Source organism: Fervidicoccaceae archaeon (assembly GCA_038734945.1).
Lineage (GTDB): Archaea > Thermoproteota > Thermoprotei_A > Sulfolobales > Fervidicoccaceae > ARK-14.
On the sequence record JAVYOA010000009.1, the window covers coordinates 280,537 to 306,370 of the forward strand.

At 41.7% G+C, this 25,834-nt stretch carries 27 protein-coding genes and 1 rRNA gene; 10 read left to right on the forward strand and 18 right to left on the reverse strand.

Features of this window, described 5'->3' with window-relative positions; translation table 11 throughout:
- Positions 1-17 precede the first annotated feature (17 nt).
- The 3 genes from QXR92_05850 to QXR92_05860 all read right to left on the reverse strand — a co-directional run bounded on the left by QXR92_05850 (position 18) and on the right by QXR92_05860 (position 2,643).
- Positions 18-1,097 carry a DUF373 family protein gene (locus QXR92_05850; protein MEM0319523.1) on the reverse strand — a complete coding sequence of 360 codons (1,080 nt, stop codon included), beginning with the start codon at positions 1,095-1,097 and terminating at the stop codon, positions 18-20.
- A 72-nt stretch (positions 1,098-1,169) separates the two neighbouring features.
- Positions 1,170-1,805: an N-glycosylase/DNA lyase gene (locus tag QXR92_05855; protein MEM0319524.1), complete on the reverse strand. Its 636-nt coding sequence runs from the start codon at positions 1,803-1,805 to the stop codon at positions 1,170-1,172.
- A 70-nt stretch (positions 1,806-1,875) separates the two neighbouring features.
- Positions 1,876-2,643 (reverse strand): SDR family NAD(P)-dependent oxidoreductase, encoded by a 768-nt coding sequence (locus QXR92_05860; GenBank protein MEM0319525.1) that lies wholly within the window; start codon positions 2,641-2,643, stop codon positions 1,876-1,878.
- A 175-nt stretch (positions 2,644-2,818) separates the two neighbouring features.
- Here QXR92_05860 and QXR92_05865 point away from each other — a divergent pair, with 175 nt between their 5' ends.
- Together QXR92_05865 and QXR92_05870 are read left to right on the forward strand one after the other, a co-directional pair.
- Positions 2,819-2,983: a 30S ribosomal protein S30e gene (locus tag QXR92_05865; protein MEM0319526.1), complete on the forward strand. Its 165-nt coding sequence runs from the start codon at positions 2,819-2,821 to the stop codon at positions 2,981-2,983.
- Positions 2,984-3,482: 499 nt separating this feature from the next.
- On the forward strand, positions 3,483-4,403 hold the full coding sequence (locus tag QXR92_05870) for a DHHA1 domain-containing protein (protein ID MEM0319527.1): 921 nt from the start codon (positions 3,483-3,485) through the stop codon (positions 4,401-4,403).
- A gap of 6 nt (positions 4,404-4,409) precedes the next feature.
- Here the strand turns inward: QXR92_05870 and QXR92_05875 are convergent, their stop codons facing one another.
- Positions 4,410-5,198 carry an HAD-IIB family hydrolase gene (locus tag QXR92_05875; GenBank protein ID MEM0319528.1) on the reverse strand — a complete coding sequence of 263 codons (789 nt, stop codon included), beginning with the start codon at positions 5,196-5,198 and terminating at the stop codon, positions 4,410-4,412.
- A gap of 83 nt (positions 5,199-5,281) precedes the next feature.
- On the opposite strand from QXR92_05875, the gene rrf reads away from it, so the two are divergent.
- Positions 5,282-5,406, forward strand: a 5S ribosomal RNA gene (rrf, locus tag QXR92_05880).
- Here the strand turns inward: rrf and QXR92_05885 are convergent.
- Both QXR92_05885 and QXR92_05890 read right to left on the reverse strand, forming a co-directional pair.
- Complete coding sequence (locus QXR92_05885; protein MEM0319529.1) at positions 5,406-5,576, reverse strand: hypothetical protein; 171 nt, start codon at positions 5,574-5,576, stop codon at positions 5,406-5,408. The two genes, rrf and QXR92_05885, sit on opposite strands and share 1 nt — an antisense overlap.
- A gap of 75 nt (positions 5,577-5,651) precedes the next feature.
- Entirely contained in the window at positions 5,652-6,128 is a 477-nt protein-coding gene (locus tag QXR92_05890) for an Lrp/AsnC family transcriptional regulator (GenBank protein MEM0319530.1), read from the reverse strand.
- Positions 6,129-6,237: 109 nt separating this feature from the next.
- Here QXR92_05890 and QXR92_05895 point away from each other — a divergent pair, with 109 nt between their 5' ends.
- Together QXR92_05895 and QXR92_05900 are read left to right on the forward strand one after the other, a co-directional pair.
- Positions 6,238-7,650 (forward strand): glycosyltransferase family 39 protein, encoded by a 1,413-nt coding sequence (locus tag QXR92_05895; protein MEM0319531.1) that lies wholly within the window; start codon positions 6,238-6,240, stop codon positions 7,648-7,650.
- Positions 7,643-8,323 carry a hypothetical protein gene (locus tag QXR92_05900; protein MEM0319532.1) on the forward strand — a complete coding sequence of 227 codons (681 nt, stop codon included), beginning with the start codon at positions 7,643-7,645 and terminating at the stop codon, positions 8,321-8,323. Before QXR92_05895 ends, QXR92_05900 begins: the two co-directional genes overlap by 8 nt.
- A 7-nt stretch (positions 8,324-8,330) precedes the next feature.
- Here the strand turns inward: QXR92_05900 and tmk are convergent, their stop codons facing one another.
- From tmk to QXR92_05925, 5 genes are all read right to left on the reverse strand, one after another.
- Positions 8,331-9,056, reverse strand: a complete 726-nt coding sequence (gene tmk / locus QXR92_05905) for a dTMP kinase (GenBank protein ID MEM0319533.1) — start codon at positions 9,054-9,056, stop codon at positions 8,331-8,333.
- Positions 9,057-9,093: 37 nt separating this feature from the next.
- Complete coding sequence (dnaG, locus tag QXR92_05910) at positions 9,094-10,341, reverse strand: DNA primase DnaG (protein MEM0319534.1); 1,248 nt, start codon at positions 10,339-10,341, stop codon at positions 9,094-9,096.
- A 165-nt stretch (positions 10,342-10,506) separates the two neighbouring features.
- On the reverse strand, positions 10,507-11,595 hold the full coding sequence (locus QXR92_05915) for a tyrosine--tRNA ligase (protein ID MEM0319535.1): 1,089 nt from the start codon (positions 11,593-11,595) through the stop codon (positions 10,507-10,509).
- 11 nt (positions 11,596-11,606) lie between these two features.
- A complete protein-coding gene (locus QXR92_05920) occupies positions 11,607-12,839 on the reverse strand; it encodes an aminotransferase class V-fold PLP-dependent enzyme (GenBank protein MEM0319536.1) in 1,233 nt (410 codons plus the stop codon).
- 5 nt (positions 12,840-12,844) lie between these two features.
- Entirely contained in the window at positions 12,845-15,307 is a 2,463-nt protein-coding gene (locus QXR92_05925; GenBank protein ID MEM0319537.1) for a valine--tRNA ligase, read from the reverse strand.
- Positions 15,308-15,425: 118 nt separating this feature from the next.
- Between QXR92_05925 and QXR92_05930 the strand changes: the two genes are divergently transcribed.
- From QXR92_05930 to QXR92_05940, 3 genes are all read left to right on the forward strand, one after another.
- Entirely contained in the window at positions 15,426-16,235 is an 810-nt protein-coding gene (locus QXR92_05930; protein MEM0319538.1) for an HD domain-containing protein, read from the forward strand.
- Between the two features lie 7 nt (positions 16,236-16,242).
- On the forward strand, positions 16,243-16,785 hold the full coding sequence (gene cyaB, locus QXR92_05935; protein MEM0319539.1) for a class IV adenylate cyclase: 543 nt from the start codon (positions 16,243-16,245) through the stop codon (positions 16,783-16,785).
- 145 nt (positions 16,786-16,930) lie between these two features.
- Positions 16,931-17,920, forward strand: a complete 990-nt coding sequence (locus QXR92_05940) for an FAD-dependent oxidoreductase (GenBank protein MEM0319540.1) — start codon at positions 16,931-16,933, stop codon at positions 17,918-17,920.
- On the opposite strand, the gene QXR92_05945 is transcribed toward QXR92_05940, so the two are convergent.
- The 4 genes from QXR92_05945 to QXR92_05960 form a co-directional block, all read right to left on the reverse strand.
- Complete coding sequence (locus QXR92_05945; protein ID MEM0319541.1) at positions 17,914-19,296, reverse strand: digeranylgeranylglycerophospholipid reductase; 1,383 nt, start codon at positions 19,294-19,296, stop codon at positions 17,914-17,916. The two genes, QXR92_05940 and QXR92_05945, sit on opposite strands and share 7 nt — an antisense overlap.
- Before the next feature lie 52 nt (positions 19,297-19,348).
- Entirely contained in the window at positions 19,349-19,735 is a 387-nt protein-coding gene (locus QXR92_05950; GenBank protein MEM0319542.1) for a hypothetical protein, read from the reverse strand.
- A gap of 10 nt (positions 19,736-19,745) precedes the next feature.
- Positions 19,746-19,979 (reverse strand): hypothetical protein, encoded by a 234-nt coding sequence (locus QXR92_05955; GenBank protein ID MEM0319543.1) that lies wholly within the window; start codon positions 19,977-19,979, stop codon positions 19,746-19,748.
- A gap of 150 nt (positions 19,980-20,129) precedes the next feature.
- A complete protein-coding gene (locus QXR92_05960) occupies positions 20,130-21,137 on the reverse strand; it encodes an NAD(P)/FAD-dependent oxidoreductase (protein ID MEM0319544.1) in 1,008 nt (335 codons plus the stop codon).
- A gap of 230 nt (positions 21,138-21,367) precedes the next feature.
- On the opposite strand from QXR92_05960, the gene QXR92_05965 reads away from it, so the two are divergent.
- On the forward strand, positions 21,368-22,669 hold the full coding sequence (locus QXR92_05965) for an acetamidase/formamidase family protein (GenBank protein MEM0319545.1): 1,302 nt from the start codon (positions 21,368-21,370) through the stop codon (positions 22,667-22,669).
- Positions 22,670-22,674: 5 nt separating this feature from the next.
- Here the strand turns inward: QXR92_05965 and QXR92_05970 are convergent, their stop codons facing one another.
- From QXR92_05970 to QXR92_05980, 3 genes are all read right to left on the reverse strand, one after another.
- Positions 22,675-23,484 (reverse strand): SDR family oxidoreductase, encoded by an 810-nt coding sequence (locus QXR92_05970; protein ID MEM0319546.1) that lies wholly within the window; start codon positions 23,482-23,484, stop codon positions 22,675-22,677.
- Positions 23,485-23,498: 14 nt separating this feature from the next.
- Entirely contained in the window at positions 23,499-24,443 is a 945-nt protein-coding gene (locus QXR92_05975) for a trypsin-like peptidase domain-containing protein (GenBank protein MEM0319547.1), read from the reverse strand.
- Positions 24,444-24,592: 149 nt separating this feature from the next.
- Positions 24,593-25,408: a hypothetical protein gene (locus QXR92_05980; GenBank protein MEM0319548.1), complete on the reverse strand. Its 816-nt coding sequence runs from the start codon at positions 25,406-25,408 to the stop codon at positions 24,593-24,595.
- Between the two features lie 100 nt (positions 25,409-25,508).
- Here QXR92_05980 and QXR92_05985 point away from each other — a divergent pair, with 100 nt between their 5' ends.
- Positions 25,509-25,829 (forward strand): hypothetical protein, encoded by a 321-nt coding sequence (locus tag QXR92_05985; protein MEM0319549.1) that lies wholly within the window; start codon positions 25,509-25,511, stop codon positions 25,827-25,829.
- Positions 25,830-25,834 lie beyond the last annotated feature (5 nt).

Consider the following 25,834-nt stretch of genomic DNA (forward strand, 5'->3'; position numbering starts at 1 on the left):
CAAGAATTTCTGAGAAGCTATTTCTCGAAGTACTTTTTCTCAATATAAGTTATTGCCACAGTTAGCAATCCTGCTGCTCCAATACCTATAACGAGGATATCGAGAAAACCAGAGCTGAATATTGCTGTATGGAGAGCATCAAGTGTGGTCTTTTCTGTTCTCGATGATAGAGCATCACCGAATCTCATAAATGCAAAGACAAATATCAGCGTGAGAATCATTCCTATTATATCCCTCCATACTTTTATGCTTCTGTTTATCAACTTAATGATGCCTCTTCCTACTAGAATGGCGAATATGCTCAGACCAAAGATTGGAGATGAATTCTCTATGGCAGAGCCCACAGAATATATTGATGGGGAAGAAGATACAGTATAGAAGAATAGGACTGTTCCAGTAACTATCAAGATTGTTGCCACACTTGAAGATACAAACATGATAGGGCTGCTTGCCCAATATTCGTATATTTTTTCCTCCAAATTGAAACCTCTCACAATCATCGCTCCGCTCAAAATAATACCAATTACAAGAGTGGCATACTGCAAATATCCGATGAAGCTCAATATAACTAATGAGAGCAGTAAAATTCCGGGAACTCCCAGAAAAATTCTAGAAAATCTCGGCTCAAATATGGCTTTTCTTATATATTTGCCCAAAAGTATATATGTTTCTTCCACTCCTCTCAGTTGCTCTACAACAACCCTTCGTACAGAGATAATTGGAATAATTGACTGAAGGACAGGTATAATTACTTCATCTTCTGTACCATCACTTATTACTATAGCTCCATCTACCGACAGTTCGCGCTTGAGCCTCTCAACATCATTTCTTATTCTGAGATCTCCCTTCACAGGATCACTCTCATCTCCAGCAACAAGGGCTATTTCTGTATTGTATCCTTCTTTGATCATTTTTTCTAGGAGCTGAAGTCCTGAAAACATCACATTCAGGTCGCTATCCTCAGGTGAATGTTTTGCAAATTCTATTGCTGCTTTAAGAAGCTCCTCTTTTCCTATGATGGGTGCCTTCAGCCCTGTGTACTTCTCAATATCATTATCTCTATCAATCACCAGAAGCAGTATCTTTTTCTCTGACAATCTCTTCACTCTCTGCATATTTGAAGATTTTTACCATTTAACAATTTCCTCTGCAGAGTTGAAATAAAATTTTCATTTCAACACTTTTCCTGTTTCCAAATACCATAAATATAAGTCGAGCGCGTCGAGGCCTATCTTCATTCTGGAGGCAATACCTTCTAAAATTGTCTCTATCTCTAGATATTTTTTCTTGGTTAGCGTTTTTGGTCTTTCATATATTCTATATCTCTCAAGAAGGTCGAGGATATGGAAATCTATTATCGCAACATCAGAAAAACCCACGTTTCTAAGAAAGTGACTTGCTTCTTTTAGCCCGATTCCATTCACCCTCTCAACCAACCAATTCCTTTTAGCCTTCCCCGATCCCTTTAACTTAACTAACTTGCAAATCTCATTGAGGAGAGGCCTATTTCTAACTATGAATTCTGCTCTCTTTTCAGGGAATCTATGACCAAGCTCTCTGAGAGTCTTGGTCAGTTGGGAATAAGAGAGGGTTAAAAAACCCCGCCCCAAGACTCTTTGAATATATATGCTTCTCTCTGCTGAAAAATTCGCTGTGAGAATGCAGAAGGATAGCTCAGAGAAAATATCCTCACAGCTCCCCTCCTCGCCGAGCTTCTTGAATTCCTCTAGCCTGCTCTGAACCAATCTCTTCACACTTTCATCTTCGAGCAGCTTCTTCACTGACTCTTCAAGAGAGCTCTCCATAAAAACCCCTTGCTTCCTTTCTGGCCTCTTTCCCGCTCTAAAGGAAGAGGCTTTCAGGTTATTAAAAAAATTAGGAAAGAACTATTCCTCCATCAATCACAACAACGCTTCCGTTCATGTAAGATGAGTCTTCAGATGCCAAGAAAGCAACTAAGTTCGCTATCTCGTTCGGCTCAGCAAATCTACCAAGGGGGATTCTCTGCGAATTAACCTTCTCAAATTGCTCAAGCGTCAGATTAGATGCTTTTGCTGCTCTCTCAACCATGGGTGTTCTAACCCAACCAGGAGCAACTGCATTAACCCTTATTTTGTACTTGCCAAGCTCCAATGCCGACAACTTCGTGAGCATTATTACTCCTGCCTTGGATACTGAGTAAGGAAAAGCTCCAGCCAGAGGCTTTATGCCTGCCACAGAAGCTATGTTGACTATAGAACCCCCACCCCTTGATATCATATGTGGGGCAACATATTTTATCATAAACCAAATGCCCTTCAAATTAACATTCATCACTTTGTCGAACCATTCAGTGGAAGTTTCCAGGATTGAAGCTGGTGGAGGCTCAATACCTGCATTGTTTATGAGTACATCAATTCCTCCAAATTTTTCCACCACGGAATTTACTACTTGCTTTACACTTGACTCATCCGAGACATCTAGTTTTATGAACTCTGCCTTTTTACCAAGAGATTTTATATAATCAACAGTTTCTTTTCCGCCTTTTTCAGAAATATCAAGCACAGCGACTGCAGATCCCAGAGAAGCGAGCTTTATCGATATTGCCCTTCCAATGCCGCTCCCCCCTCCTGTCACAACTGAAACCTTTCCTTCTAAGTTCATTTCCATCGCCTATGCTCTTTTTTTACTATAAAATTAATAATAATCTTTTTCTACATATTTCTACTGCTCTATTTAAGATGGAAAAAGAAGGAGAAGCAATAAAGGCAAATATCAACAGAATGAATTATAAACCTCATAGAAAAGATATTTAAATGAATAGCCTGGGGGATATAAATTGCCAAGCCACGGATCGCTTACTAAGGCTGGAAAGGTTAGAAACCAAACTCCAAAAATTGAGCCAAAGGGAAAGAAGAACAAACCACCGAAAGTTAGAAATAGAATTGAATATTTTGTACGAGTCATAAAGCCTACATTGAAAGCAGCCCCATCCAGAAGATGAAGTCATGAAATTGAAGTAAGCAGGAAGATAGTATCTTGCCGTGCAGACTATCACCAAGGAGAATTTTGAGGGCTTTCGCAGTAGGTAGTCTTATCTCATTTTTCGGCTTTTTTGGGGTTCTTTTATCCTTCACCCTCATTAAGCTCATCTATTTAGCTTTTTCCTCAGAAATGCTCATTATTGTCATTCTCAGATTTCTGGCTTCTGGGCTCATCATTCTCCTTTGGCTCGTTCTATGGTGGAAAACAACTTTATACATCAGGAACACTCTAATCAGGAAAATGAGCAGGGATGATGAGAAAGGGGGATACCAGCGCTAGAATTACAAGATGTGGAAAATGGTAGCCCCTGACCTAAATGATATTCCATCTTTTCTACAAGCACAACAGCTTTTCTCGAATATTTCAAAAATAGACTCATGTATTGCCATTTAGTTGTAAAATATATATGTTAGCATTATACTTAATTAATTAATAGGAATCCCTGAGGACGGAAAGTATTGATCGGAATAATATCGCACTGGGATATAGATGGCATTGCTTCGGCAGCAATGTTAGCCACTACTCTTGGAGTATCGAAAGACAACATAAGGCTTTCAAGTACAACTAAGACGCATTATTATTTAAAGGAGCTCAAAAAAGCCAGAGCGAAGGAAATATACATAGCAGATCTCAATCCCGGACCGGATATAGCTGAACTGATCCTCAAGGAAACTACTAAAAAATGTCAGACAAGAATTCACTGGATAGATCACCATCTTTGGGATGACGATACTCTAGAAACACTAAAGCTCTGCTCAAACATAGAGCTCATTTTATCTCCTAGCGCTGAATGCACATCGAAACTTATAAGCCAAACAGTTCTTAGAGGCTATGATATTCCCAGCCACTTGCTTGACCTCATGAATCTAGCAGAGGACGATGATACATATTCAAACAAGTACGAATTAACTCCAAAATGGAGAATAATTTTGAGATGGGGCGATTGGGAAATTAGATATAAAACCCTGGAGAGCTGGATAGATGGATATATTTGGCCTAAATGGGCGCAGGAGTTCTATGAAAAGGCCCACAGAGAGTATAGAGAACTCATGGAAAAGGCAATAGGAACAGCAGAATACTCACTATTTGATGAAAAGAGAATAATCTTTCTCTACCCAAGCGAAAAGATTCATCCTGGAGATCTGCAGAGATTTGTTGAGGAAAGAAGCGGTTCAAAAGCAGATGTCTATGTTTTTGTTTATAAAAAGGGAATTAGCTTGAGAAGCAAAACAGTAGATGTATCTCTCCTTGCAAAGGCAATGGGCGGTGGAGGACATAAATATGCAGCAGGAGTTATTCTGAGAGAGCCTCTAGAAGATAAGGAGAGCATAAAGCAAAGGATAGTCTCTATTTTCAAAAAGATCTATCAGAGAAAGTGAAATTAATTATTTACCGACTAGCTTTGCCTCCGCAATAGTCTTGCAAAGCTGAGCAAAACCGTATCCACTATCGTAATCAGTGACAATCTCTACCCTCTCCCTGAGCTCAGGATCTCCATTAGCGACTGAAACCTTTATTCCAACCTCTCTTATGAAGTCCCAATCCATTATGCTATCTCCAATTCCAACGATTTCCTCCAGGCCGAGATCGAACATTGATAACAGGATCTTCAGACCATTTAGCTTTCCAGCACCTCTTGGTGTTAGATGGACAGCATACCCGCTGTAATTAACATCCACCTTGTCATGGAACCCTTCCTTTTCCAGTATTTGCTTCACATAGCTTACAATTTCTTCTTTACTCAAAGAACTATTTAGAACCTCGAGGGCAAAATCGAATTTTCTGAAATCATTCTGCCAAGATTCTCTGAACAAGGCAGGGAGCTTCTCTGCCACTATTTTGGCTGCTTCTCTGAAGGACTCCCTGCAGATCTCCTTTATTTGTGGCCTCTTCACAGATTCATCGATTCTAGCAACTATGCATCCATTCTCAGCAACAACTCCATCAAATCCAAGGTATCTTGCTATTCCAAATACTATTGGAAAAGCATTGGCAGATACTAGAAATATCTTCACACCAGCCTTCTTTACCAGGAAGGCACCTTCTATTGCTTCAGGAGGTATACGATATCCTTTCCTGTTCTCTGTTAGTGTTCCATCCAGGTCTGTTGCGAGACCCCTAGCAAATGACAGCTTCTCAACCAGCTTCATTCCCCTGGTAATGCGCTCTACCATCGCTGTTTCCCTCATAAATAGGAAACTATTTTCAAGAGAGCACTAATCTTTAAAAACCTTTAAGCAATATGTATTTATCGGTCCGGGCCGGCCATAGCGGCTGGGCAACACCCGGTCTCGTCAGATCCCGGAAGTTAAGCCGGCCGCGTTGGGGCTCCCAGTGAGCGCCGAGAGGGCTCGCAGGGACCCCAAGCTGGTGCCGGACCGCTATATTTTCATTTTCAGCGAAAGGAGAAGAGCAGTAATCAAAATCGCGGTTTCCACAAAATGTCTTCTATCTTTCGTTAACACATATGCAATTATGCTCATAGCTAGTGCAACGATTACGAAGAAAATTGTTATCATGCTCAACGCTCTTCCTGCTCTTCTCAAACTCATATAGGGATACTCTCCAATTTGTGAACTTATTTCATTTTTTATTCAAATTCAAAATCAAAAATATTCAAGAACAAGCTATAGTGGTACATGGGGGTGCATTTCCTTCACAACCCTCAATGCTATGCTCGTCGTGGTTTTCTTCACATGTGGATTTCTCAATGTATCTTTGACAAATTTATCCAGCTCCTCTATGCTTCTGAATCTGGCAACAGCCAGAATATCGAATTCCCCAGTAATGTCATAAAGGAATATGACATTTTGCTTGGAGGAAAGCTGCTTCTCTATTTCTTCTAAATAGGGACCTTCAACGCTGAAGTGTATAATGGCAGTTATTTTATAGCCAAGCTTCTCGTGGTCTAAGTCCAAAGTGTATCCCCTAATTATCCCGAGCTGCTCTAGCCTTCTTATTCTAGAGAATGCTGTCGATATTGGTATTCCGGCTACCTCGGAAATTTCCTTGAGACTTCCTCTTGCATTTCTTGCAAGGGCTTCAAGGATCTTGAGATCAACTTCTTCCAATACGAGCTCTTCAACTTCTTTTTTCCTTGGCATTGCTGGCACCTGAAATTATTTATTAATTCCTTGGAAGGGAATGGATAAAAATTTTAATTCAATACCATTATAAAAAATATACTTTTCAATGTGAGGGGTAGTTGGTACTTTGCCGGAAAAGAAGCTATGGCAGGCCCTCAACAATAGGGGAAAGAAAGCTCTAGTAATTTCCCTCGTTGTGATAACCTTCCTATCTTTTTCAAAGATCTATTTAACATTCTCTCAGGCTTCAGCTCTTTCTGGATATATTAGCGATGAAATATGGTATGTGCCAAGTGCTAGATTAATCGCTAATTTTGTCCTCGGAATTCATACATCATATGTCTACAATGGCATGTATGGCTATACAATACAATTGAACTCCTCAGAAGCTGTTGCCTCATGTAAATTGAAAGCCCTAGAAACTGGGGGAATAATACTGAAGGACGACTATGTGAAGAACAATGCTATAGCCATCGCCCTTCCAAAAGGAACATCCCCCAGTGATCTATGTGAGGGAACTTTGAAGATTGTTCCAGGCTATCCAATGCCAGACAATGAGGGAGTTTTCGAATATGTGAATCCTGAACATCCTCCATTGGGGAAATATATAATAGCCCTCTCCATGTATGTCCTAGGAGACTATCCGACAGCATGGAGGATCCCAGGAGTAATAGAGGCCGGATTCATTGTATTAATAGCTGGCTTGATTGGGTGGAAGTTATCGGGAGCATTCGGCTCTATCCTCGCATCTCTTGCGGCATCGCTCGATCCCCTTACAAAAAACATGGGAAGTGTAGCTATGCTTGACATACATCTTGCATTCTTCACAGCTCTCGGGCTCCTCTTCTATGTTTACAACAGACCCCTTCTGTCGGCACTTTTCATATCACTTTCAGGACTTGTCAAGTACAGCGGATTCTTTCTCCTTCCGTTCATCATGCTCTATATCTCGAGAGAGAAGAGGGACTTCTTTGGAGCTATATTATATCCATCTCTATTTTCTCTGCTTCTAGCGATAATTGCATTCTTACCTCTGGCCTACCACTACAGCATTGGATGGGTCTTCATGCAGATCAGATCTGCTCTCGCGTGGCACATGGAGAGCAGACCTCCAGGACCCCCAACGAGCACACCTATAGAGTGGATTCTGGGATATAGTCCATTCTATCTTTCTTACAACCCGGACATATCAGCATCTGGCTCTCCAATTATCTACGTTCCTGTTTTTGTTGTTTCACTCATAGCTCCATTTCTCTATTTAGTTGAAAAAGAGAGACCTGGCTATGAGCTAAAGAGCTACGGAGTCATGTTCTCAATTGACATTTTTTTGCTGATGTACTGTATTCTCTACGCAATTGGAAACAGAACATTATACAGCTTTTATTTCACGCAGATAGTACCAGCTTTCTATGCTTCTTTTCCACAATCTATTCTTATTCTCTCTGATCGCTACAAATCATTCGAGGAGCTGGGAGGCATAATAAAGAATTTTTTCTTAGGATATCGAAGAAAAAATCAACTAGGTGGGAACAGTGCTTAAACTGGAAGATTTGGGGATCTGGGAGAGAGCATTAGTATTGACGCATCATGCTACAGCTGGATCTTACCTAGCAGCACTTGCATGCGCTAATGCGTTGAAAAGCAGCAGAACACCACTTTTGATCGAGCTTTCACCCATCAATAGGAGATTGTTTGAAGAATTTCTAGAAAGAAGGAGCCTTTCGTTTGAGAAAATATCTATATCAACTGACCTTCATAACGAGTTCTCATTTCCAACAATCATATATGCAGTCGGATATGATTTGAGGCAGCACATGGAGTTGCTCCGAAAAAAACAGCATGATATAACTTTAGTTGTCACTCATGTGGGTAGCTTCATTGGGAATATTCTAAGAGCTAGAGCATTTTCGCTGAGGAAAATCGAGGAGGACATATTTCTATTAGAGGAAAAAAGAGGAGGAGATAAGCTATATCTCGAAATGAACAATATGGAAGTAAAATTGGTTGAAAGGAAGGAAAATAAAATGGCTTTTGAAGGACTCAGAGCGCTAGAGGACTCAATGTTCGAATATGGTTCATTGAGAACCAAGGATGCCATTTTTATCCTCCAGGGACGACTGAAGATAGAGAAGGAAGAAGCAAGAAGGATATTGGATGAATTGGTGAGAATGGGTAAAATAAAAATAATACATGGAATGATTGAGCTTGGTTGAACTTTTCTTAAATCAACTTTCTCTTCCTTAAGATCTCCAAGGCTCTCTCCAGAACTTCTTCGGGGGGGAGAGATGCATCTATTATGTCAATTGGTGGGCTCTCTATCTTCGATGATAGCTTTAGATAAGTTTCTCTGAGCTTTCCCAATATCTCTCTGGCTTCTAGATGCTGAAGCTGTCTGTCCCCCTTCTTTTTCAGCCTTTCCCAGGCAATTCCGGGATCCACATCTAGCAATATAATAGCATCAGGTTCCACAGCAAATGAATTAATTGATAGAATTATCTCAAGTGGTGCCCCCCTTGTGCTCTGATAGACAAGGCTTGCCAGATAGCTCCTGTCTCCGATCACTATTATCTCATCTTCCCTGAGCAATCGAATTAGCTTTTCTGTATGCATTATTAGCCTATCTGCTGCGAAAAGATATGCCTCAGCAATTGGATTCATGTTTGGCATTTTGTGGAGAAGTGCCTTTATTTCCTCATAGAATGGCTCTCTAACTATCTCACATTTTTCTCCGGCCTCACTCATTTTTCTACATATTAGGTTTGAGAGAGTGGTCTTTCCTGAGCCATCAATGCCCTCTATTGCCACATATTTACCCCGTCTCTCTTCCTTCGGTATCAATGTCACCGAAGGCTCCAGTATATCTTTTTCATCAATTGTTTTCTTCCCTCTCAAAACAGTTCCAGGCTTCAGAATCCTCTCTTTTCTGAACAGCTCATCTACGCCCAAGATAGCATGCACCCTTGCTTATGTTGCGATTACTGTTCTACCCTAGCAGATCCCCCATTGTTAGCAGGGTTATTCCATCCCCCCTCTTGGCAATGTTTCCTATTCTGGAGGCAATAAGTAGCTTCACCTTCTTTTCAGAAGCAGCATCCATTATTCTCTGCGTTACTATTCCATCAAATACAACTGCTCCTGCCTTTCCCGGCTCCATCTTTTCAAGTTCATTGTATAGATCTCGCACTGGTATCCTTTTGAGTTGGTTCCAATTCTCATCAAAGATTATTGCTTCAAGCGTCCCCCTCAATTCTGTTATCATCTTCATGGCGTTCTCTGGAATTTCGATTGAGACTGGGAGAGGCTGAGGGGGAGCAAGCTCAGCTTCCTGGGGGGGAGGAGATAGCTCTTGAGTCTCCACTGAGGCCTGCGGGGCTTCAGCCTTTATTTGCTCTGCTGCCTTTTTCTCAACTTTGCGCTCAATTTCTGCCCTATATTGTTCAGCTGGGACAATATTCTGGAGCGCTTGCTCAATTTCCCTTCCAACAAGATCCTCAACCTCCTTTCCCGGAGGAGCTCTCGCCACAAAATCCACTTTTGTGGAATTGAGAAGAGTTCTCAGTATAAGCTCCCCGCCATGATCACCATCAACAAATGCGATTACTCTCTTTTTCTTGGCGGCCAGCTGTTTCACAGTATCAGGTATGCTCTCCTTAGCACCCTCAACCGCTATAGTATTGTTGTAACCATAGCGAGCTAGGTTGAGCACATCGGCCCTCCCCTCGACTATTATGAGCTCATCACTCCTTTCAACATCGCTTCCTGCTGGAAGCTTCTCGGGGCCATATTCTATTATTTCAGCTGGTCTAATGGCGCTCTGTATTTCTCTCAACAAATCCCTGATATCTGGCATTTCTGTGGCCTGCCATGTTCTAAGAAGCTCTTTTGCTCTCTCCACGGCCTTCTTCAGCTTCTCTACTCTCAGATCAACAATCCTGACAATTTGTATTTTTGCTGTATATGGACCAACTTTGTCTATGGTTTCGAGGAGCGCAGCTATCAGGGCAGTCTCTGCCTTGTCAAGGTTTGATGGAATCTTTATTTCTCCCTTTATTTTCCCGTTGCTTGGCTTTAGATCCACCTGTATTCTTCCTATCCTTCCCTTGTCCTGAAGCTCTCTTAGATCCAGCTCAGGAGAAAGTAGACCCTCTGTCTGTCCAAATAGAGCTCCAATTACATCATTTTTATCAACTATACCGTCCACTTCTATTCTTGCTCTTACCAGATATTTCATTTGTAATCATCCTCCACACCAAAAAGCAGGTGTGCTTGATGATGTAAGCGTGATGCTCGAGGAACCCCCTTTACTCGGAACTTTAGCATTTACGTTTCCGAGTATATGGGGCCTCACTATAAGCTCAAAATAAACAAAAATTAAGTTTTCTCTCTTTTAGAAAAGCTAAATAGATATCTTCATATTGAAGTAGCCGGCTATGTCCTCCGCTAATCTCTTTGCCTCTGCATTGTCCCTAAAGTAATCCCTGACGGGCTTGAGCCTTCTAGCTAATTCTCTTGCTGTTGCTCTTTTCAAGTCTAGCGGATGTATTTTTCCCTCAATGAACATTCTCTCAAGCTCCTCATAGCTATTGATCTCAAGGCTACCTCCATACTCTTGAGGTCTATCTATGACTAAGGTGAAGTCTCTCTCATAGAATAGGATGTATTTGTTTATCTCAAGTATAGGATTGAACTCTTTAATTCCCCGGGGACAATATGCTGATAGTATCTTTCTCTCGATCTCCTCCTCAGCATCGTGAATCAAAATCGTGGATTCAGGCGAGGATTTGCTCATCTTTGTTTGGGAAAGAACTTCATCTCTTGATCCTTCTCCCCCAGCTCTTCCCCTCCCCATAAGGCCGGTTAAAATGGGTGTATGAACAGCCACAATTTTCCTCCTTTTGAGCTTCTCTGCTAATTCTCTAGCAAGCATATGCGCTTTCCTCTGATCCATACCGCCCAGCGCAATATTTAGATCCATATAGAAAATGTCTGAAACTTGCATGAAGGGATAGATGATCTTGCTGGAATCTAGTTCTGCCTCATCCTCTTTTCTTCCCATAATCGTGAGAGCCCTCTTTGCTCTGGCCAGAGATGTTCCCTTTGCCACTCTTATGACAAGTTCCCAATACGACTTATCACTGACGAGCTTCTCCGCATCGATAAAGGTTATTTTATCTACAGGTATGCCTAGTGCTCTAAGCCCATGCTTTATATATGCTGCAGCCTCTCTTATTAGATTCAAGTTACCTCCGAATTTATCGTTTATCATAGCATGCCAAGTCGCTTCTAGCAACCTGAAGTTTACCCCAGCTTCTATCATGTCCTTTACCTTATATGCCCAGATGACCCATCCTATATGGAACAGCCCGCTTGGCTCATAGCCCAGATATCCATCAAGCCTCTCTCCAGTCTCCAGCATCTCCCTGAGCTCTTCCTCCGTTATAATTTCCTCCGCATTCCTAGTTATTAGCTCAAGTCTTCTCTCCATGTCCACGAAGATCACCCCAAGTACTTCTTTCTAGCATCGATGAGTGAAGTTGTAAGATAATCAACTTCCTCGACAGTATTATAAATATAGAAGCTGGCTCTAACAGTACCTTCTTCTGCTCCCATAGCATAATGATAAGGATGTGCACAGTGAAGCCCAGTTCTGACTGCTATATGGTAAAAATCTCCCAGAACTTTTCCCACAACATGTGGGTTCTGTCCCTTTACGTTGAATGCTACGGTGCCGACGAAGGAGCTTTCCAGCTTTTTTGGATAAACATCTACCCACTCGATTTCTGTTAGTCTCTTTCTAAGCTCACTAACGAGTATCTTCTCATGTGCTGCAATGTTTTCCTTCCCAACATTCTCTATATATTCAACAGCAGCCCTGAGCCCAACAGCTCCTGCCACATTTGGAGTTCCAGCTTCTAGCTTGTATGGAGGTCTTGCATATAGAACATTTTCCAAAGTAACATCCTTAATTGTGCCTCCTCCTGTAAATACGGGATTCAATTCTTCCAGAATTTCTTTTTTTCCATAGAGGGCGCCAATTCCAAATGGTCCCAACATTTTATGTCCGCTGAAGGCAAGGAAATCAACGCCCAAATTCTTAACGTTTATTTCCATGTGTGGGATGCTCTGGGCGGCATCCAAAACAACCAAAGCTCCATATTTTTTTGCTTTCCTTACTATTTCCTCAACAGGATTCACAATTCCCGTAACGTTGCTAGCATGTGGAAGAGCTATAGCAATCAAGTCTTCATCCAGCTTACTCTCAAGATCTTTCAAATCCAAATAACCCTCTCTGCTAACCTTAACATAGTCGATTTTAGCCTTCAGGAGATCAGCAGCTCTCCTCCAAGGTAGCATGTTGCTGTGATGATCCATTTCTGTCACAAGGATCCTCCTTCTCCCTCTTTTTATCCCCCATTCAACAATAGGTATAGCAATTGATGATATCGCATGGGTTGTATTATAGAAGAAGGAAATTTCTTCCCAACTCTCAGCACCAACGTGTTTAGCTACCACTTCATGGGCTTCTTCGTATAGCCTATCTGCTTTTTCACTCAAAGGATAGTGACCTCTGTGAACATTTGCATTGCTATTTTCGTAGAATTCCTTTATCGATTCTATTACTACTCTTGGTCTCTGAGTAGTTGCTGCGTTATCCAAGTATACTAGAGGCCTTTCCTCTCCTTTTGCGAAAATTGGAAAATCTTTCCTTATTATATACGGATCAAGCAAAAATTTCACCTCCTCTCCTTTATCCAAACAACCTCTCCTATTTTGCTGGCATCGCTTGGTGGCTCAGAATAAATTGCCTTCTGAAGTCGATGAAAACCTTCTATGTCCTTAGATGCTTTGATAAGAGGAGGAGGCAAATATACCTCTAAATCCAATGGCTCTGTAAGTTTCATCCCTCTATCTATCTTGTACTTCCAAATATCATTGTTCACCTTTATAGCAAGTTCCATCAGCTCTGCCTCCTCATCTACCCTTTCACCAGAAAGTTCCTCTTGAGTAAATTTCTCTCTATGGATGCTGTTCCCATATCCCATACTCCTCCAGATCTCATCTGTTACTATTGGCATGATTGGTGCCATCATCTTCAGAGAGACCTTCAATATAGTATGCAGGCTCTTCCATGCTGATTTTTGCTCGCTTTCACTAAATGCCCCCCCATCGTTATATGCCCTCCTCTTTACAAGCTCTATGTAGTGACTAGCAAAAATGTTCCAGATGAATTCATAGGCAGTAGTAGTAGGTTCAAACGTATCCATCTCATCGAATCCCTTAATGTACTTTCTCAGATATTTCTTCATCAGAGCTATTGCTGAAGCATCGATGGGAAGAATGTTATCAACATCATCGATCTGCTCTGGAAACTGAGAGACAAATCTGGCAATGTTCCAGAGCTTTGTTGCAAAAAGCTGCCCAGTTCTCAAGAGCTGGGGACTGAAGCGATAATCATAGCCAACTTTTGCTGAAGCAGCCGACCAGAACCTGAAAGCATCAGCCCCATACTGCTCAATAACAGGAATGGGATCTATGACGTTTCCCTTAGACTTGTGCATTGCTTCTCCCTTCTCATCCAAGCCCATTCCCGTTATTCTAACCCACTGGAAAGGCATTCTACCTGTCAGTTGATAAACTCTCAGCACGCTATAATATAGCCAAGTTCTTATAATTTCGTATCCCTGAGGTCTCATTACAGAGGATTTCACCTTCTCATAGAAGTTATTATCTCTCTTGAAGCCTGTAACATACAGCATTGAGATGCTCGAGTCAAACCAAGTATCGAAAACTTTTCTCTCACCTTCCAGATTTTCCTTTCCTGCCCCACATACTGGACATCTCTCGAAAGGAGGATCCTCCTTCCATGGTCTATAATACCTGAACTCCTCTGGAACAAGAAGGGCCCCACACTTCCTGCACTTCCATACTGGAATTTCTGTAGCATAATATCTATCTCTCGAGATTGGCCAATCAGTCGATATTGACTTTATCCAATCTATTAGCTTCTGTCTGTGCATTTCAGGAAAGAACTTCATCTTGCTTATTTCAGTGAGCAGCTTTTCCTTGTATTCTACCTGCTTCAAGAAGTACTCCTTGACATGAATGAACTCAACTGGGGTTCCGCATCTCCAGCAAATAGGAATCTTATGGACAATTTTCTCCTTCTTTTCCAAGAGACCAGCCTGCTCCAACTCCCTAGCAATTCTCTCTCTTGCCTCAGATATGCTCAGACCCTTAAGAAAGCCGGATAATTCATTCATTCTTCCATTCCTATCTATGAGTACTGTTGGTTCTAAGTTAAGCTCTCGGAATAGCCTAACGTCTGTAGTGTCTCCATAGCTACAAACCATGACTAAACCTGTACCAAATGAGGGATCTGCGGCCTCGCTCTCCAGTATGGGGATTTCCTTCTTATAAATGGGGACAACGGCTTTCTTGCCCTTCAAGCCAACATATCTTTCATCCTTTGGATTGTATATCACAGCACTGCATCCTGCCAGTAGCTCAGGTCTGGTCGTTGCTACAGTGATTTCTCCTCCTTCCCTGAGGCCGAATTTTATATAATAGAGAAAGGTTTCCTTTGTGGAGTACTCGAGCTCTGCATCGCTGAGAGTTGTTCTGCATCTGGGACACCAATTGACTGCCCTCTCAGCAAAGTAGACCAACCCCCTCTTCCAGAGATCTACAAATGTTGCTTGAGTTAGCTTTCTATATTCTTCGCTATCAGTCCCATCTTTCCAATATTCATAGCTGCATCCCAGCCTCTTTAGAATTTCAACGAGCTCTTTTTCCACACCATCAAGCTCCTTTCTGCAGAGCTCTAGGAACTTCTCCCTTCCAGAGGGCGTTGAGGAGAGCTCATGAGGGTTCAAGCCAGTCTTTTTCTCCACACTAACTTCAACTGGAAGCCCATTTCTATCAGCATAGAATGGAAGGAGAACATTGTAACCTCTCATTCTGAAGTACCTGGCAATTATGTCATGCTGCACATAGTGAGCAGCACCAGCTACATGCCATTTTCCGCTTGGATATGGTGGAGGAGTATCTATTATTAGCACATTGGAAAAATCAAGAGCATTTCTGTCAAATTTTGGTAAATCACCTTCTTTTTCCCATCTAAGAAGCACTTCGTTTTCTCTAGATTTGTCCCATCTTTTTTCCTTAATCTTTGCCTCAAACTTCTCGCTTGTTCCCAATTTCGGCCCCCATGCTATTGTTTGAATTTTGAGAGTGTTAATTAGATTAGATAAGTAAACCTATTAATATTGCTTTGATATATCTGGAGCACTATCCAGGTAATGGGGGGTGAATGCATTGGAATCACTGGAAAAGGAGGTAACTGTGGGTCCATCACTCATAAACAAGCATTTACAGAGGAATCCATTGCTGGAGAGAGCTCTCAATATAATATGGGAGGATCCCGAGTTCTCAGCATTGGTCGAAATGAGCAACATAATTGCTGTCAAGAGACTTAGATATAATGATCACGGCCCGGTCCATGCCAAAGTAGTTGCAGGTTCTAGCCTGGAAATTTTCAGGAGAATAATAGCAAGAGGAATATTGCCCACAACCGTCTCCGATGGAACAACATCGAGCATTGATGAGGCTGAGCTCATAGTTCTTCTAGCAGCTCTTCTTCACGACATCGGGAACAGCATCCACAGAACAAACCACGAGCTTATTGGTGCTATAATCTCCAAAGAAATCTTGGATAGAGTTCTTTCCTCTCTCATTCCCGATGATGCGAGAAAGAGGTTCATGATTAGGCAGGAGATAATGCATGCTATATATTCAACTAGCTTCGATGTGCATTCTTTGACAATTGAAGCTGGTTGCGTTAAAATAGCGGATGGAACAGATATGTCGGAGGGGAGGGCAAGGATCCCCTATAGAATGGGAAAGAACGACATTCATGCTATCTCAGCTCTAAGCATAGAAAAGGTAACGATCAGCAGCTCAAATGAATTTCCAGTTTTAATCACTGTCTACATGAAGGAGAGAGCAGGAGTTTTCCAGATAGAGCAGGTTCTTGCCCCAAAAATAAGAGGAAGCGGTCTCTCAAACTACACGAGGGTTAAAGCTGTTTGGGCAGGCAACGAATTGCCAATGGATATCTCAAGGTGATGATATTTTGGAAGTTGAAGTGAAAATAAAAATATCACTGGAGGAATATGAAGAATTGAAGAAAAAGCTCAGTAGCATTTGTAAAGAAATAAATGAAACTGAAATGAGCGACACCTACTTTTCCCATCCTTGCTATGATCTTGCAGAGAGAGATGAAGCAATCAGATTGAGAAGAACATCTACTGTTAGCGGAAAAGTTATCTCGGAGCTCACATATAAAGGAAAAAGAATGGAGGCTGGATATGTGAAGACAAGAAATGAAATAACAGTTAACGTGGAGAATGACAGCACAATTCTGCAATTGCTTAGAGCTCTGGGCTTCAAAGAGGCAATTGTGGTCAGAAAGAAAAGAACGGAATTCGACTGCTCTTCATACATTGTTTCTCTAGATGAGGTATCTGGTCTGGGAACATTCATAGAGATCGAGGGAAAAGAGGGGTGCGGTCCTGACTGCGTCATGCGAGCAAGGGACTCGCTTGGAATAAAAGGAACAATAGAGAGGAAGACATACTTGGAACTACTGATGGAGAGAGAAGCAAAGAGAAAATAATGCCTTTTCAATGAGAATAGCAACCTTCGATTTTTGGAATAAAATTTCAAGATCAGGATTTATTATGGAGTGAAAAGCGGCAAAAATTCCATATATAAACAACAATCTTTAAACTTCCAAGCAAAAAGAAAAAACGGGGTTTGGCATGTCGCTCAGATTAGGAGCACCGAAGCCAAAAGAAGAAAAAATTGATACTGATGTATTAATCATAGGAGGAGGTCCTGCTGCATTTGGAGCAGCACTTTACACAGCACGTTATAGGCTAAGGGGTCTAGTAGTTGGTGAATCTCTTGGAGGACAGCTGAACAATACCGGAGACATAGAAAACTACTTGGGCTTTGAGAGGATCTCGGCTAGTGAGCTGATAAACAAATTCAGAAAGCATGTCGAAATTTATGGAACCAGAATCCTGAGTGATCGCATCATTGATTTGAAGAAAGAAGGCGATAGCTTCATTGCTTTTACGAAGGGGGGAACTAGGATAACCGCCAAGACAGTTATTGTAGCCATAGGACTTAAGAGGAGAACGCTTGGAGTCCCCGGAGAAAAAGAATTTGTAGGAAGGGGAGTAAGCTACTGCAGCATATGCGATGCTGCTTTCTTCAAAGACGCTGATGCTGTGGCAATTGTAGGAGGAGGAGACTCTGCTATGGAGGGAGCATCCATTCTCAGCAGCTTTGCGAAGAAGGTTTACCTTATACATAGGAGAAGCGAGTTCAGAGCCCAGCCAATCCTAGTCGAAGAAGTAAAGTCAAAGAATAACATTGAGCTAGTTCTTGATAGCATCATAACAGAGATTCAGGGAGACACGAAGGTCAGAGCAGTGAAGGTAAGGAATCTGAAAAGCATGAGCGAAAGAACAATCCCAGTAAACGGAGTATTCATTGAGATAGGGTTCGAACCAGACGTGCAGTTCATAAAATCAATAGGGCTGGAAACCGATGACTACGGATTTATAAAAGTTCATGGTTATATGGAAACAAACATTAAGGGGATATTTGCTGCTGGAGATTGTACGGACCTATGGAAAGCCTTCAGGCAAATAATAACGGCAGCAGCTCAGGGTGCTGTGGCTGCTCATGGAGCCTTCAGGTACATTGAGGAAATGAAGCTGAAGAAAAATACCACTCAATGAGACAGGTTGAGCTCCTCGAAGAAGCTTTTTCTCAGAGCTCTCTGCTCTTCCTGCCATTCTCTGAGTCCACTGGGAGATTTCGGATAGTTGAGGTAGAATAGCTTCATTTTATTCATATAGCTCTGAAGCAATCTGAGCTTTAGCAAGAGAGAAGGCCTGGAGCTCAGTTTGAGAACTTTGAAGAAATCGTCAATAATTCTCATAGCTCTTTCAATGCTTCCCTCTCTCAGCTCTCCTTTTCTCCCCAAAATATCAACATCTTCCTCATCAACAATTCTTCTCTCCATGATGAACTCAAGATCTCTATCGCTTAGATTCTGAAGGAAAATTCTAGTAAGCTCTAGAGATGCCTGCTTGGCGCCAATCATCCTCATGTAGCCCAAATTGGTTTCCCACATATCAAAGGCAGAGAATCTTCCTTTTTCATGAGCCTTCTCAATTCCCTGAGCAGCCCAATAAGCAGCTATCATCGCGTACCCCATTCCCCCTCCATGCACTGGATTGACTGTGAATGCTGCATCTCCGATAACTATGAAACCGTTCCAGACTAAGCTGTCAATAGGTCTTCTTGTTGGCACGCTTGCACCCTGGCTGGATAAAACAACCCTCCTTCTCGAAATATCTGGCCTTTTCAACAATTTTGAATTGTATATGCTCATTGGGCTTGGATAGCCCATCCCCCCTTGGACGCCCAGCCCTATGTTAGCTCTATTTCCTCCTTCCGGAAAGAACCACCAATAACCTCCAGGAGCTATGTCCTGGTTAAGATAGATCCTTATTATGTCCTTATTGCGAACTTCATAGTCCAACTCCACTATTTCTCTGAAGGCGATATCGCTATCCTTTGGATCGAGTTGCTCCGACACAGGCCATTCTCTTGGAAGGCTTCTCTTGAGGACACCAGCAGTGCCCGAGGCATCGACTACTACATTTGCAAGATATTCTTTCTTCCCATCGCTGCTGCTCGTTTCTATCCCCCTTACAAATCCCTCACTGACAATTGGTCTTACCGCATGTGTGTGCGGATAGAATTCAACTCCATTGTTGACTGCATCCTTGAGAAGTCTGTTTCCCAGCTTGTTTCTATCTATTATATATCCCTCTCCATAGACTGTGAAAACATTTCTCTCTGTTGGACTGTAAATGCTTATTCCTCTTATCTTCTGCTTTATCTCATCAGCTCTTGGTGAGGGAATTCCTAGCTCAGTGAAATGATGTGCCCCTATAGCATTTCCGCACGGCTTTCCCCAGAGATCTTCCCAGCTTCTAGTATCGAAAATTGCAACTTTGTAGGACTTTTTTGTTGAAAGAATATAAGCAAGAGTTGAGCCAGCTGGGCCTGCTCCCACTATTATTATATCATATTTTTCGCTCATCTTCTACAACCCCCATAACCAGCAATCAGATAAGAATAGCTAAAAATCAGGACTATATATTTGAGCCCATCCAAATCGAATCTGTATGCTTGCACTTAGCAGCAATTTCCTCCTCTGCCGATTTCAACAGCGCGATTAAATCATTGGCAGATAATCTTCTTCCTGATCTCAGCTCTAGGCTTATTATCTGCACTATTCTGTACTCCTCATCAAGAAGCATTTCTACTCTTCTATCAATGCCGTCGATAGTGGGCAAGGGAATCTCGCATATAGAAATTCCTCCCTGAACTTTCAACTGACTTTCAATATCCTCTTCTCTAAAGAACATGTTTGCACACTGCAGAAACATATCAACAAAATAGATAAAGGAACCGTCTTGTAATGGACCTATTTCTAGCGCTCTCCTATGCGGATCTATCCAAATATAATTGTGGCTCATCTGGGCCCCTTCACTTCAATCTTTCTGTGAAGAGGACCAGCTGACCCTTACAATAGGGACATCTATAATGCAGCAATTTAGCATCTGCTTCGCAGAAATAAGCACTATATTTTTTCTCACATGTCGGGCACTTGTAAACTATTTGTCTGGTTACGTCCATAAGCCTTCCGCAAATTCTGCACCTCTTTGTTACCCATCCTAGATGTCCATGCGTATTTATTCCCTTGACTTTTCCCACTGACACTGCACTGCACCTCTTAGCTTTGAATAAATTACAATTACGTTTTGCAGCAGAATGCTATTAGGATAAAAATTAATAAACTTAGTGATTTATTCTGGAGCCTCACTCTTTATGATAGTCAGGGAAATCAGCATTCCAGGAAGACAGCTATTTCTAGAACCTGCCCAGAAGAGAGGAAAATGGCAGCTCGTCATATCTTATATATCTATCGATGGAGAGAGACAGAGCGCTTATCATGTTTCTTCTGATCCTTGGTGGAATTGTTGAAAAAATATTCAGGAGCCTTCTCTGCCACTTGATCTGTCTAACTATTTGGGCTACATCTTTTGCTTTGAAGCTCTCCAAATACGCTTCATTTGCAGTATCTCCAAGGGCAAGGGCTCTTGCAAATTCCCTAGAGTGCGTAATAGATGGTCTAATTCCTTCTCCTGAAAGAGGAAATACCATCCCTGCTGCCTCTCCAATCTTGAAAAATTTTCCATTTGCTGTTTGACTAGGGCCGCTCAAAGTAATTATTGAACTAGAGATCTCCACAATTTTTTGACTGGTGAGCTTTTTTCCAATATAATTAAGAAGATAATTTGCTGGATCCTTTACTTGAATAGAACCATAACCAACGTTTAGCTTCCCCCCCTTCGATGGAAAAATCCAGTAAAACCCAACATTCTTGAAATCCAACTCCATTATTACACCCTCATGCGGCGCTTTTCCATCAACGATGGCCCTAGATATTGGTACTCTAAGCTTTCTTTCCTCCGTAAATGGCCCTCTGGCATCAATTATTAAATCATCATTCAGAGAGGAAGGGCGCACGCGAGCACAGGAAAATTTTCCTCCCTCTTTTTCAATTTTATTCCTCATCAGCTCGATCCACAATTTCTTATCAACTATGAACCATGGTGGAGTATTGTAATGTCTCTCAACCAAAAGCTTTCCATCCACATATATATAGAAATCCCTGATTTCTTCAATCACCGGCGGTTGAACCTCATACTTGTCAATTCCAATGCTGAGGATGGCTTCACCGCAGGGCTTTCTATATGGACAATCCCCATCATATACTCGAACTTCAGGAACACTGCGGGCCTCTCTCAGATAAACAATGGAAAAAGTAGCACCAGATGGGCCCCCTCCCAATACCCTTACTCTATCCCTGATCAATTTCAAGGCACCTAATGCATTTACTGCTTTGCTAAGCCTCAACATTTAAAAACATTGTAGATTGATTAAGCATTTTCAGCAAATGAGCTTTAATTACATTTATTTAGCCCTATTGAGGTCACCTTCGGAAAAGTTTATCTTCCAATCTCATATCATGTTCTGGGATTTCAATTTCAAATCAGCAAAAGACTTATTGTTAAATTATAAATATATAACACTGGTAACATCTCATGACAGTGGAAAGCTTTATTGTAAATGAAGAATTTACCAACGGGATAATAGGTCCCCATGTAAGGATGTTAGGAACACTTGCTGATGGAGGAAAAGTCAGATTTGTTACTGCTCCAGGTTGCTGGGGTCCTATGATTACACCAACACTTAGAGGAGGACATGAAGTAAATGTCCCCGTTCTCATTGAAGGGGCGAATGTAGGAGACTCAATTGCCATTAAAATTGAGAAAATATCCGTGAGGTCGAAAGTATCCACAACTGGAGTTGATAGCTCCGTAGCAAACGCATTTATAGGAGATCCCTATGTTTTCAAAAAATGTCCTGTATGCAATGAGCCTTGGCCTAATTTTGAAATTGTAGGTATAGGAGTTGAGGCTATAAGATGCAAAAAATGTGGCTCGCCAGTGTCGCCCTTCAGGATGCTTCATGGCTATACTGCAGTATTCGATGAAAAAATGAAATATGCTTTAACTGTAAGAAAGGAAATGGCAGAGAGAATAGCTCAAGATGCAGAGAAGGAAATAGCACTGCCGAAAAACTCAAAACAGATTCCAGCACCTCTATTAGCAAAGGCAGATATTGTGGGAACTCCATCGAGATTGAGACCATTTCTTGGGCAGATAGGAACGAGCCCAGCAGTTGATATACCAGATTCTCATAATGCTGGAGATTTTGGTTACTTCCTCATAGATGCTCCGCATCCTTATAGAATAACAAGAGAGCAGTATGATAAGGCCCTCACAGATGGACACTTAGATGTTGATGCAACGAGGGAAGGAGCAATAATCATTGCCCCATCAAAGATAAAAGGAGCTGGCGTGTACATTGGAGATGCTCATGCCCTTCAGGGAGACGGAGAGGTAGCGGGGCATACACTCGACGTTTCCAGCGAAGTTGTTTTGAGGGTTGAGGTTATCAAAGGTCTGGAAATCGAGGGCCCAATAATTCTTCCTCAAGAACAGGATCTTCCTCCTCTAGCTAAACCCTGGAGAAAGGATGAATGGGAAGAGGTACTATCTTACGCCAGATCATCTGGAATTGAAATTGAACAAGTTGCCCCAATTCAAGTCATTGGCTCAGGTCCCACATTAAACGATGCTGCTAAAAAGGGATTTGAGAGAGCTTCAAAGCTACTTGGAATGAGATATGAGGAAGTTTTGAACAGGGTAACCTATTCCGGTGCTGTTGAAATTGGTCGTCTGCCAGGGATAGTTCAAGTTTCTCTGCAGGTTCCAATTGAGAAGCTAGAAAAAATAAACCTAGCAGATATTGTAATCAAGCACTACAACCTTCCATTCTAAAAGATCTACTTTTTTTCAAGGAGAGAGAGGTATTTCTTCAAAACATTTTCATCTAAATATATCATCTTTTTCGTCATTCCACCATCAATAATTATATCAATACCAGTCATCCAATCTGCTTCATCCGAAGCAAGAAAAGCAACAAGGTTTGCGACATCCTCCGGTCTTCCAACTCTTCCAGCAGGATGCTGCAAATGATCAAGAGGGGAAAGCTCTACTTTTTTCGGAGGAACTTGCCATTCGCTTGTGTCTATCCAGCCTGGAGATATCGATACTACTCTGATTCTATATTTTGAGAGACTAATAGCAAGTGAATGCGTTAGAGCGATTACTCCTCCTTTGGATGCTGAATACGGTTCAGTATTCTCCTCCGATTGATATGCTCTAGTCGATGCAATGTTAACAATCACACCACCTCTTTCCTTCATATACTTCAAAGCATATTTAGCACAAAGCCATAATCCATATAAATTAGTTTCAATTATCCTTCTGAATTCATCCTCAGTTTGTTTCTCAATATCGTTCCCAGTGAAGGGTATTCCTGCATTGTTCACTAATACGTCGATCCTCCCCTTGAACTCACCGGCTGTATCCATCAATCTTTTCACTTCATCGCTTTTCGTTACATCGGCTTTCAAAAAGTAAACTTCCATTCCTTCTCTTCTTAATTCCTCCTCTCTGAATTTTCCAGCATCAGAATCGATATCTCCTATTATTACGAGACACCCCTCTCTTCCAAGTCTTGAGGATATTGCAGCTCCAATCCCCTTAGCGCCACCAGTTACAACACAAACTTTCCCAAAGAATCTCTTCATTACAATCACCAAAACTATAGCTCTTCTACTATAATGTCAACATCTGTCTCAAAAACAATCTCTCCCCTTTTTATCTCAATCTTCACTCTCCCTCTTTCCACGCTATCCTCTATAGCTTCCCTCAAATTGCTTACTTTTCTAACAACCCTCCCATTAGCTTTAAGGATTACATCGCCTTCTCTCAACCCAGCTTTGCTTGCCGGAGTTCCAGGAATTACCCTCACAACCATGAGCCCCTCCCTTGCTCCAAGGCCATACATCCTCGCAATCATTGGTCCAATTGAGGTAACATTAACTCCTATCCAAGCCCTAACTGGCTTTCCAAACTTTCTCAGCATATATATAAATCTCTTCACACTATTTATCGGAAGGGCAAAGCCTATTCCCTGTGCAAATGGAACAATTGCCGTCGTGACTCCAATAGCTTCTCCTCTCAAATTCACCAGAGGTCCACCGCTGTTTCCTGGGTTTATTGCAGCATCGGTCTGGATGAGGTCTTCTAGAGAAAAGGACTCATTCACTATTATTCTACCAGTTGCGCTGACAATCCCCATGGAGACCGATGGGCCTGGGAGCCCAAGAGGGGATCCTATGGCCAGGACTATTTCTCCAACATTTATATTTTCTGAATCCCCCATGCCAATTGGCTTTCCATGCGAAGTTGCTTCAAGGAGTGCCAGATCTCTGGAATTGTCTGAAGCAATAACTTCCGCAGTTTCTGCGTACCCGTCCCAATACATTACGTTTACTCTTTTGGCATTTTGGACAACATGAGCGTTTGTTATTATAAACCCTTCCTCCACAAGGAAGCCAGACCCAAAGCTCTTCAATGGTTCAAAGCCAAAAAGAGTGAGAGGATGGGGTATCTGAGAAGCTATAGTGACAACGGATTCTTTTGCCTGCTCTACAATCCTGACAATATCTTTGCTAAGATGATCTATCGACATTCTATCAACCAATTTTTCCTCAGTGCGGTTACATTTATTGTTTCCGATGCACTTCAAACTATAACTTTTTAAGCTCGTCTGAATTGTCTAGGTTGATTATATAGAAAAGTTACCCTTTTTGAGCGTATGATATCCGACAGATTCTTTCGCGCAGATTCCAATTAAGGATAGAGAAGGAAATTGGCAGCGCTCTCCTGATATAGAGAGCATTCTTTCTTCTTGCTTACAAGCTCGCTTTTCAAGAAATTCTCCATTCTCCTCAGAAGGAATCCTATGGAAACCGTTCCAACTAATAAAGAAATTATTCCTATTGCTGTGCTGAAATAGAACAATGCGAAGAGAAGGAAAACAAACCCTCCAGAAAGGACTCGAACCTCCAGACTTAGCCTCTTGAATCTATCGCTTTTTTCCACCAATTCTTTCTGCTTTCTGCATTCTCTTATCATAGAAACTAACTCACTGGGAGGCTCTGAAAATACAGTTAGAAGCAGCACTGTTGTGAGCTTGATAAGCTTCAATACATTCTCATTGGGATTTCTGCTCTTCTTCATGCTCTCAGCTATATAGCTTTCAATAAATTGCAGAGAGAGCTTGAACTCGTTTTTTCCTTTCTCTATCTCCTCATCCAAGGCTTTTCCAAGGCATTTTTCCAAGCTACTTATCTCTGAGCACTCAGATATAGCGATTTTATTCGTGAGCAAATGCTCTGCTGCAAAATAAAGTGCCAAAGAAGCAATTTCTACAGACTCCTCTCTTTTCTTCTCCATCCAAAGCTTTCTTGCCTGCAGTGCTGCCCTAATGATCCATTCTGGGGAGCGATATCTCCAATACAGCAGCTTTTTTCCGAATGATCTTTCTTCCTTTTCCAATTTGCCTATAGAAGAGAGAGCTTCAAGCAGATCCGTTGAGCTGCCTTCTGGCAACTTCAATCTCTTCACAACTTCCTCCACGATATTCTCCAGCAAATCCCTTCTCAATTAGCAGCACCTTATGGATAAAAAGATGCCAGCATTTCAAAATAATAAATACTATTTCTTTATAAAAAAATACTACGACATTATCCTTAGGTGGAATCAATTGTCCAAAAAAGGCACTTGCTATGAGTGTCTCCACTATCGTCCTCACCTCTTCTTTCAACAAATGGGAATCTGTGATGCTAAGAACGAGCTCACGAGTGCTTCAACGCTAGCTGAAAATTGCCCTCTTTTTAGCGAGAAAAGCAGAGAATCTCTACTAAGAGCTCTTGAGGAAAACGGATGGATATTCTGCTCAACATGCTACAAGATGCTCACAGAAAAGGATGAGCTTATATCCCACTATAGCGAGAGAGGTCATGCCTTATTTATCTCTCCCTTCTTGGATAAATCAACTAGTGAAGAGTCCTACGCTGCTGACTAGGTGAA

Bases quoted from the DNA above. Each gene is read 5' to 3' on its own strand.
- QXR92_05950 (MEM0319542.1), bottom strand. From the start codon at position 19,735: ATGAGCCACAATTATATTTGGATAGATCCGCATAGGAGAGCGCTAGAA.
- QXR92_05860 (MEM0319525.1), bottom strand. From the start codon at position 2,643: ATGAACTTAGAAGGAAAGGTTTCAGTTGTGACAGGAGGGGGGAGCGGC.
- QXR92_05890 (MEM0319530.1), bottom strand. From the start codon at position 6,128: ATGCCAAGGAAAAAAGAAGTTGAAGAGCTCGTATTGGAAGAAGTTGAT.
- QXR92_05940 (MEM0319540.1), top strand. From the start codon at position 16,931: ATGTCGCTCAGATTAGGAGCACCGAAGCCAAAAGAAGAAAAAATTGAT.
- QXR92_05875 (MEM0319528.1), bottom strand. From the start codon at position 5,198: ATGGTAGAGCGCATTACCAGGGGAATGAAGCTGGTTGAGAAGCTGTCA.
- QXR92_05965 (MEM0319545.1), top strand. From the start codon at position 21,368: ATGACAGTGGAAAGCTTTATTGTAAATGAAGAATTTACCAACGGGATA.
- QXR92_05855 (MEM0319524.1), bottom strand. From the start codon at position 1,805: ATGGAGAGCTCTCTTGAAGAGTCAGTGAAGAAGCTGCTCGAAGATGAA.
- QXR92_05915 (MEM0319535.1), bottom strand. From the start codon at position 11,595: ATGGAGAGAAGACTTGAGCTAATAACTAGGAATGCGGAGGAAATTATA.
- QXR92_05885 (MEM0319529.1), bottom strand. From the start codon at position 5,576: ATGAGTTTGAGAAGAGCAGGAAGAGCGTTGAGCATGATAACAATTTTC.
- QXR92_05970 (MEM0319546.1), bottom strand. From the start codon at position 23,484: ATGAAGAGATTCTTTGGGAAAGTTTGTGTTGTAACTGGTGGCGCTAAG.
- QXR92_05945 (MEM0319541.1), bottom strand. From the start codon at position 19,296: ATGAGCGAAAAATATGATATAATAATAGTGGGAGCAGGCCCAGCTGGC.
- dnaG (MEM0319534.1), bottom strand. From the start codon at position 10,341: ATGAAATATCTGGTAAGAGCAAGAATAGAAGTGGACGGTATAGTTGAT.